This is a genomic window from Microcystis sp. LE19-41.2A (genome assembly GCF_027530405.1).
GTDB classification, from domain to species: domain Bacteria; phylum Cyanobacteriota; class Cyanobacteriia; order Cyanobacteriales; family Microcystaceae; genus Microcystis; species Microcystis aeruginosa.
Genome location: NZ_JAPZQJ010000571.1, coordinates 1 through 5,595 on the forward strand (window position 1 = coordinate 1; position 5,595 = coordinate 5,595).

General features: G+C 42.8%; 8 protein-coding genes and 3 pseudogenes. 8 read left to right on the top strand and 3 right to left on the bottom strand.

The features are described from left to right. The 8 genes and pseudogenes from O9290_RS24075 to O9290_RS24110 all read left to right on the top strand — a co-directional run. A pseudogene (locus O9290_RS24075) lies at nt 1-133 on the top strand (IS30 family transposase); the annotation flags it as partial. Nucleotides 134-186: 53 nt separating this feature from the next. Then, nucleotides 187-378: pseudogene (locus O9290_RS24080) on the top strand (PIN domain-containing protein); the annotation flags it as partial. 4 nt (nt 379-382) lie between these two features. After that, complete coding sequence (locus O9290_RS24085) at nt 383-703, top strand: helix-turn-helix domain-containing protein (protein ID WP_002760257.1); 321 nt, start codon at nt 383-385, stop codon at nt 701-703. 104 nt (nt 704-807) lie between these two features. Then, entirely contained in the window at nt 808-1,359 is a 552-nt protein-coding gene (locus tag O9290_RS24090; RefSeq protein ID WP_288054776.1) for a GUN4 domain-containing protein, read from the top strand. A gap of 127 nt (nt 1,360-1,486) precedes the next feature. After that, on the top strand, nt 1,487-1,729 hold the full coding sequence (locus O9290_RS24095) for a hypothetical protein (RefSeq protein ID WP_080603368.1): 243 nt from the start codon (nt 1,487-1,489) through the stop codon (nt 1,727-1,729). Further along, on the top strand, nt 1,716-2,129 hold the full coding sequence (locus tag O9290_RS24100; protein ID WP_002760264.1) for a type II toxin-antitoxin system VapC family toxin: 414 nt from the start codon (nt 1,716-1,718) through the stop codon (nt 2,127-2,129). The genes O9290_RS24095 and O9290_RS24100 overlap by 14 nt, the downstream gene beginning before the upstream one ends. Before the next feature lie 222 nt (nt 2,130-2,351). Beyond that, nucleotides 2,352-2,543, top strand: coding sequence for a hypothetical protein (locus O9290_RS24105; protein ID WP_043999154.1), 192 nt, complete (start codon nt 2,352-2,354; stop codon nt 2,541-2,543). After that, on the top strand, nt 2,540-2,722 hold the full coding sequence (locus O9290_RS24110) for a type II toxin-antitoxin system HicA family toxin (protein ID WP_012267861.1): 183 nt from the start codon (nt 2,540-2,542) through the stop codon (nt 2,720-2,722). The genes O9290_RS24105 and O9290_RS24110 overlap by 4 nt, the downstream gene beginning before the upstream one ends. A gap of 378 nt (nt 2,723-3,100) precedes the next feature. On the opposite strand, the gene O9290_RS24120 is transcribed toward O9290_RS24110, so the two are convergent. From O9290_RS24120 to O9290_RS24130, 3 genes and pseudogenes are all read right to left on the bottom strand, one after another. Beyond that, nucleotides 3,101-4,219, bottom strand: coding sequence for a glycosyltransferase family 4 protein (locus tag O9290_RS24120; protein WP_002758313.1), 1,119 nt, complete (start codon nt 4,217-4,219; stop codon nt 3,101-3,103). A gap of 44 nt (nt 4,220-4,263) precedes the next feature. Beyond that, nucleotides 4,264-4,539 (bottom strand): annotated as a pseudogene (locus tag O9290_RS24125) (glycosyl transferase family 1); the annotation flags it as partial. Between the two features lie 2 nt (nt 4,540-4,541). Beyond that, a complete protein-coding gene (locus O9290_RS24130) occupies nt 4,542-5,195 on the bottom strand; it encodes a D-glycero-alpha-D-manno-heptose-1,7-bisphosphate 7-phosphatase (RefSeq protein ID WP_002758309.1) in 654 nt (217 codons plus the stop codon). Nucleotides 5,196-5,595: the final 400 nt, after the last annotated feature.

Sequence of the window (5,595 nt, forward strand, 5' to 3'; positions counted from 1 at the left end):
AATTGTTAAGCCAGAGCAGGTGGAAATAGCCGTAAACTTGATTAACAATCGTCCTCGAAAATGTCTTGACTATCGTACCCCGAATGAGGTATTCTATAAAGGTAGATCAGACAGTGATGCAATTCAGACTTGAATTGGCCTTTCCGTAAAACTAAGCAGTGCCAACACACTGAAGAACTGATGTAAAAATATAGAGATTTGCCAATGGATTTAGCCGACGCATCTTTGGTTATTTTAGCAGAAGAATTAGGTTCAGGTCAAATTCTTTCCGTTGATTATCGAGATTTTAATACCTATCGTTGGAAAAATACGGAGCCATTTCAAATAAAACTGGCTGAAATAAGTTATCAAGAATGGTTAAAAAATCAAGGAGAATAACAAAATGAGCGACTTTGAAAAAAGTAATAGTAATATTTTCGCTGATCTTGGCGATCCAGAAGCCGAACAAACTTTAGTCCGCGCTCAAATTCTATCTGGGATTATTGATATTGTCAATGAACGGAACTTCACGGAAACTGAAACAGCAGAAATTTTAGGAATATCAACACTAGAAGCATCTCAATTAATCAAGGGAAAACTTAGTCAATTTTCTCTGGAAGATTTGTTTCATATTCTCAACGCTCTTGATCAAGATGTTGAAATAATTCTTAAGCCGAAAGTTGATGCCCAGGTCGCTAAAATTCGGGTGTTAATAGAACTATAAACATTAATATGAAGGAAGGATAAACTATGAAAGAACAATAGGATTTTAGCACCGGAAAACGAGGCGCAATCAATGATTTTAGCCGACAATTGCGTAAGGGTGGAGTGAGTTATACCAGTCTACAAGACCTACTAGCAGCAGGGAAATGGAAAGAAGCAGATGATGAAACAACTAGGGCGATGCTTCAAGCTGCTGAGAGGGGAGAGAACGGGCGGTTCAGAGTACTGGATATTAGAAACTTTTCCTGTGAAGATTTACGCATCATTGACCAGCTTTGGTTGTCAGCTAGTAAGGGTAAATTCGGCTTCAGTGTTCAGAGAGAAATCTATGAGAGTCTCGGTGGCACGAGCGAGTATAATGAGGTAGTGTGGAATAAGTTCGGCGATCGCCTCGGCTGGAGAAAAGGAGGACAATGGGTGTACTGGCGGGAATTGCGGGAATGGGGGGAAGACGAAACCCTTGATTTTCAAGTTCCGCCTCGGCCTGGGGAACCCCGTAATGTGTACCTGCCGGCGGCATCTAATATTGAAGTTCCGCCTAGGGAACCCCCTAATGCGCACCTGCCGGCGGCATTATTTGAGATTACAAATACATTGGAGGGAAAGTGGAAGGGAGGCATGGAATCCTTCTCTCGTTTAAAAGCTTGTAACCTGTAGAATATAACAATCTCAGGTCTTTTGTCAAGTCTAATTTTAGGAGTTTTGCTCATGTAAACATCAGCTTTTCACAGAACTCGATTTTTATCTTAAAATTGATACAATCAACCATAAAGAGATAATGACAATGATAAACCTAGAAACAATTCAAGAAGATATTGCGTCCCTTCCCCTCGACGCACAACAGACTATTCTTGAACTTGTAGATATTCTCAAAAAACGATATTCTCCCAACCCACAGGAAATGAAAGAGCAGCGAACAGAAGATTGGTCTGACTTTATCGGTTGTATAGAGGCTGAACCAGACCTTTCGCAAAACTATAAAACCTATTTAACAAGTGAACTTAAGCAAAAATATGATCATTGTTGATACTGGTTTCTGGCTGGCCCTTGCTAATAAAAACGACTCACTTCACCCATTAGCAAAAAAACAATTCCAAAAATTAATCAATCAACAATTTATTACAACCTGGTGCGTTGTTACTGAAACTTGCTACTTACTACAAAAACGAGTAGGAATAGATGTCCCAAAAACCCTTATTCATAAAATCTCCACAGGAGAACTACAGGTATTCAACCTCAAAACTAAGCACTGCCAACCCATTGAAGAACTGATGCAAAAATATAGAGATTTGCCAATGGACTTAGCCGATGCTTCGTTAGTAGTGTTAGCTGAAACAATTAAGGAGAACAGAATATTAACCACAGATAGGCGAGATTTTAGTGTTTATCGTTGGCTAAATAATCAAACATTTGATATTCTAATTTAACAGTCCGTAGTCCGTAGATTGAACCCTCGGAACGAAACCCAACACCCAACACCTAAATCTGTCTGAATGGGCGATCGCCGCTTTGGTAGGCTGCATTAACGAAGTGTAAGGCGGCAATCTCGCTGCCAACCCTGATAATAAAGCTGATCGTGGCTTGGGAGCAATTCAGTTATGATAGGGGTCAACTTAATATCTTTAGCAACGCAGAATGAGGATTTCACCATGAAGATTCCATATACATATTGGAAAGAATCAGATGGGATGTTCTTGGGCTATTTGAATGAATTTCCAGATCATTGGACCCAAGGTGTTGACTTAGAAGAATTAATCGGAAACTTGGTCGATCTCTACAAAACATTTACTACTGAAGAAATCCCCGGAATCAAGAGAGTTGCAGAGTTTGAACTCCCATGAAAAGACATGATTTAATTGCACAATTAGAGCAAGCGGGCTGCTATTTGATTAGACGTGGAGGGAAACACGATATTTACCATAATCCAGATACTGGAAAAACAGAACCAATTCCCAGACATCGAGAAATTAATGAGCGATTGGCTAAAAAGATTATCAAAAGTCTTACAGGCGACAGATAAATTCACAGTGCCAATTAGGGTCTGCTGAAAAAGTTTTTCGTGGGGCAGGGTGTGGGGTGTGGGGTGTAGGGTTTTAGCCATTTTCAGGGGGTCAATTACCTAATTTTCAGGGAAAAAGTGCCTTAATTTTCCCCCGATTCCTCCAATGGCTGGCACTTTTTGATTTCAAAAAAGCCTAAAGATATTATCCAACAAGGTTTTTAGATTTATTCAGTAAACCCCAAAGCAAAGGAGCTATGGAAAAATGATTACTGTAGGATTTAAAAAAGGACGATCACTCTTACAGCAAGATTTCTAGGGCCAAAGTGAACCCCAGAACCATATCCTCCCCGCTTAAAATCGCGTTGGCAGGATAATGAGTCACCAAAAAGCTCTAGACTACAATTTTGGCAATAATCGGTCGTAGGATTGGATCATTCTTTCGTAAGTAAAGCGAGTGGCATTGATAAAACCTTTTTGCCTCAAATCTTCCAGGCGATCGGGAGCGAGAAGATTTTCTGCAATAATAGTAGCGGCGGCCTCGTGTTCGCTGGGATCGAAGTAAACGGCTGCATCATCAGCGATAACAGTCATGGGGAGACGATTGGAGGTAAAGACGGGACAACCACAGGATTGAGCTTCAATAACGGGAACACCGAATCCTTCCTGAAAGGAGGGAAAAATTAAAGCAGTTGCTAGGCAATAAAAGGCGCGGAGATCCTCATCGGAGACGGTTCCTAATTCGATTACTTGTGCGGACAAGTTATTCTGATTAACAAATTCTCGCATATTCGGCAGCAAAGGTTTTCCCATCAGGATCAATCGGCAATTTTCCAGACCGGGGAAAGTAATTAACTTTTTGAATATTTTCAGCAATCCCAATCGATTTTTATACCATTGGTCGCCCCCGACATGAATTAGCCAGGGACAATCACTATTAATGTTAAATTTGGCCACTAGATTTACCGCTGCGGCTCTTGTCATCGGACCGTATCCCTCACTCAAGCAATCCTCGATCACTTCCGTTTGTTCGGGGGTAATTTTGGTTAAACGGAGAACATCGGCACGAGTAGCTTCGGAAGAACAGACAACATATTTAGCCTGTTTGAATCCTCGCAAAATCATCGCCTGATACTGTTTTCCCGTCCAACTGGTGGGATTTTCAGGAATTTCTCCTAGGGCGGAACGAATGGCCAGCAGATCGTGACAGATCACAAAATATTTGCGATCTTTTAGATAGGGAGTTAAATAGGATAACGCCTGATCACAAATGCAGACGATATCGGCCCAATCAAGCTGCTGACGTAACTGCACTGGGAAAATAATTAACTTATCAATATACCCTAACCACTTGCCGATTCCCTGGGGAGAGGATTTCAGTTGACCGAAAATAGGCTGGGCTTGCACTCGCCGAATTTCGTGTCCTTTTTGTCTGAGTCCTTTCTCCACTAAACCGACAAAACGATTGATACTGATCTGCCGATCGTTGACGTAATTTCCCACTATTAAAACTTTCATGATTAGGCTCCAAAAAATCAATTTTTATGGCGGTAAAACTCTCAAACAGTTCCCCCCAGAAAGCGCCCTGTTTGACCGATTAGTTTTGTCAGTCCCTTGCCTTGAGCGGGAATTTGCCGGGGCGGAAATAAGACAAGATGATCGGTCAAGGTTTTGAGTTCTTCGATCTGAGTTTCCGTGACATTCTCCACCCGACGGGCGAACAGGGTGACATCGTGGTTTTGATGAAGACATTTGATCAGGTTAAAAGTTCTCCCCTCGGTTGCCCCGCGACTAGGTGGATAGGGAAAGTTATGGCAAAAAAGGACTAATATTCTCATAATTATGGTTCGGCAGCGGTTTTTGACAATAATTCTACCGTTTCCTTTAGTTGGCTATATACAGGAATCTGAACTGGGTATTTCTCGATCTCCCCAAGGGTGACTTTTCCTCGCCCTGTTAAGAGCAATACGGGCTGACAACCAGCTTCTAGGGCGCATTCTAGATCGCTGGGAGCATCGCCGATAAACAACGAGCCGGCTAAGTCGATTCCGTATTGGTGGGCGGCGGCCAGCAGCAGATAGGGGGAGGGTTTGCGGCAGGGACAACCTTCGTCGGGATGGTGCGGGCAGATGGCAAGATCGTGAAAATGCACGCCCAATTGTCGGTATTCCTCGATCATGCGCCCGTGAATCGCCGCTAGATCATCCCAAGTGAAATAGCCCCTAGCAAGTCCCGATTGATTGGTAATGATGATCAGCAGATAGCCGGCATCCTGCCACTGTTTTAAGGCAGCCGCTGCCCCGGCGGGAATGCTCACCTGTTCTGGTTTACTCAGGTAGGGGATATAGTCAATAACTACCCCATCTCGATCGAGAAATAAGGCTTTGTTCTTTTTTGATCTATCTTCGCTTTCGTGGTCAGAATTGCCAGGAGGTGGCGGATACGGGTATTTTTGGTCGCCGTCATTGACAGAAATTGCGGGGAAAGGATTCATGATGTGGGACTTTTTCGAGTCGGGGACTAGAATTCTCAGTTCTTCTGTCAGAGACGAGAGCTTGAACCGATGGAAAGACAAAATTCGAGGGATTGTAGCGATTTGTGCTAGTTTTCTCGACTAAATTGCTTCTCCTTACTATCTAGGGCTGGCTGAATAAATCTAAAAACCTTGTTGGGTAAGACTTTTAGACCTTTTGTCAATCAAAAAGTACTGGCTCTGGGAGTGAGCGGGGGGAAATTTAGGCACTTTTTCCCTGAAAATTAGGTAATTGGCCACCTCAAAACTGGGAAAACCCCACACCCCACACCCCACACCCCACACCCTGCCCCCAGGAAAAACTTTTTCAGCAGACCCTATTTAGTCAGTTAAATCTACATTTCGTAGCCAAACTTATTGG

What these genes read in the sequence shown, in the direction of transcription:
- O9290_RS24100 (WP_002760264.1), top strand. Translation starts at nt 1,716, where the DNA reads ATGATCATTGTTGATACTGGTTTCTGGCTGGCCCTTGCTAATAAAAAC.
- O9290_RS24105 (WP_043999154.1), top strand. Translation starts at nt 2,352, where the DNA reads ATGAAGATTCCATATACATATTGGAAAGAATCAGATGGGATGTTCTTG.
- O9290_RS24130 (WP_002758309.1), bottom strand. Translation starts at nt 5,195, where the DNA reads ATGAATCCTTTCCCCGCAATTTCTGTCAATGACGGCGACCAAAAATAC.
- O9290_RS24110 (WP_012267861.1), top strand. Translation starts at nt 2,540, where the DNA reads ATGAAAAGACATGATTTAATTGCACAATTAGAGCAAGCGGGCTGCTAT.
- O9290_RS24120 (WP_002758313.1), bottom strand. Translation starts at nt 4,219, where the DNA reads ATGAAAGTTTTAATAGTGGGAAATTACGTCAACGATCGGCAGATCAGT.
- O9290_RS24095 (WP_080603368.1), top strand. Translation starts at nt 1,487, where the DNA reads ATGATAAACCTAGAAACAATTCAAGAAGATATTGCGTCCCTTCCCCTC.
- O9290_RS24085 (WP_002760257.1), top strand. Translation starts at nt 383, where the DNA reads ATGAGCGACTTTGAAAAAAGTAATAGTAATATTTTCGCTGATCTTGGC.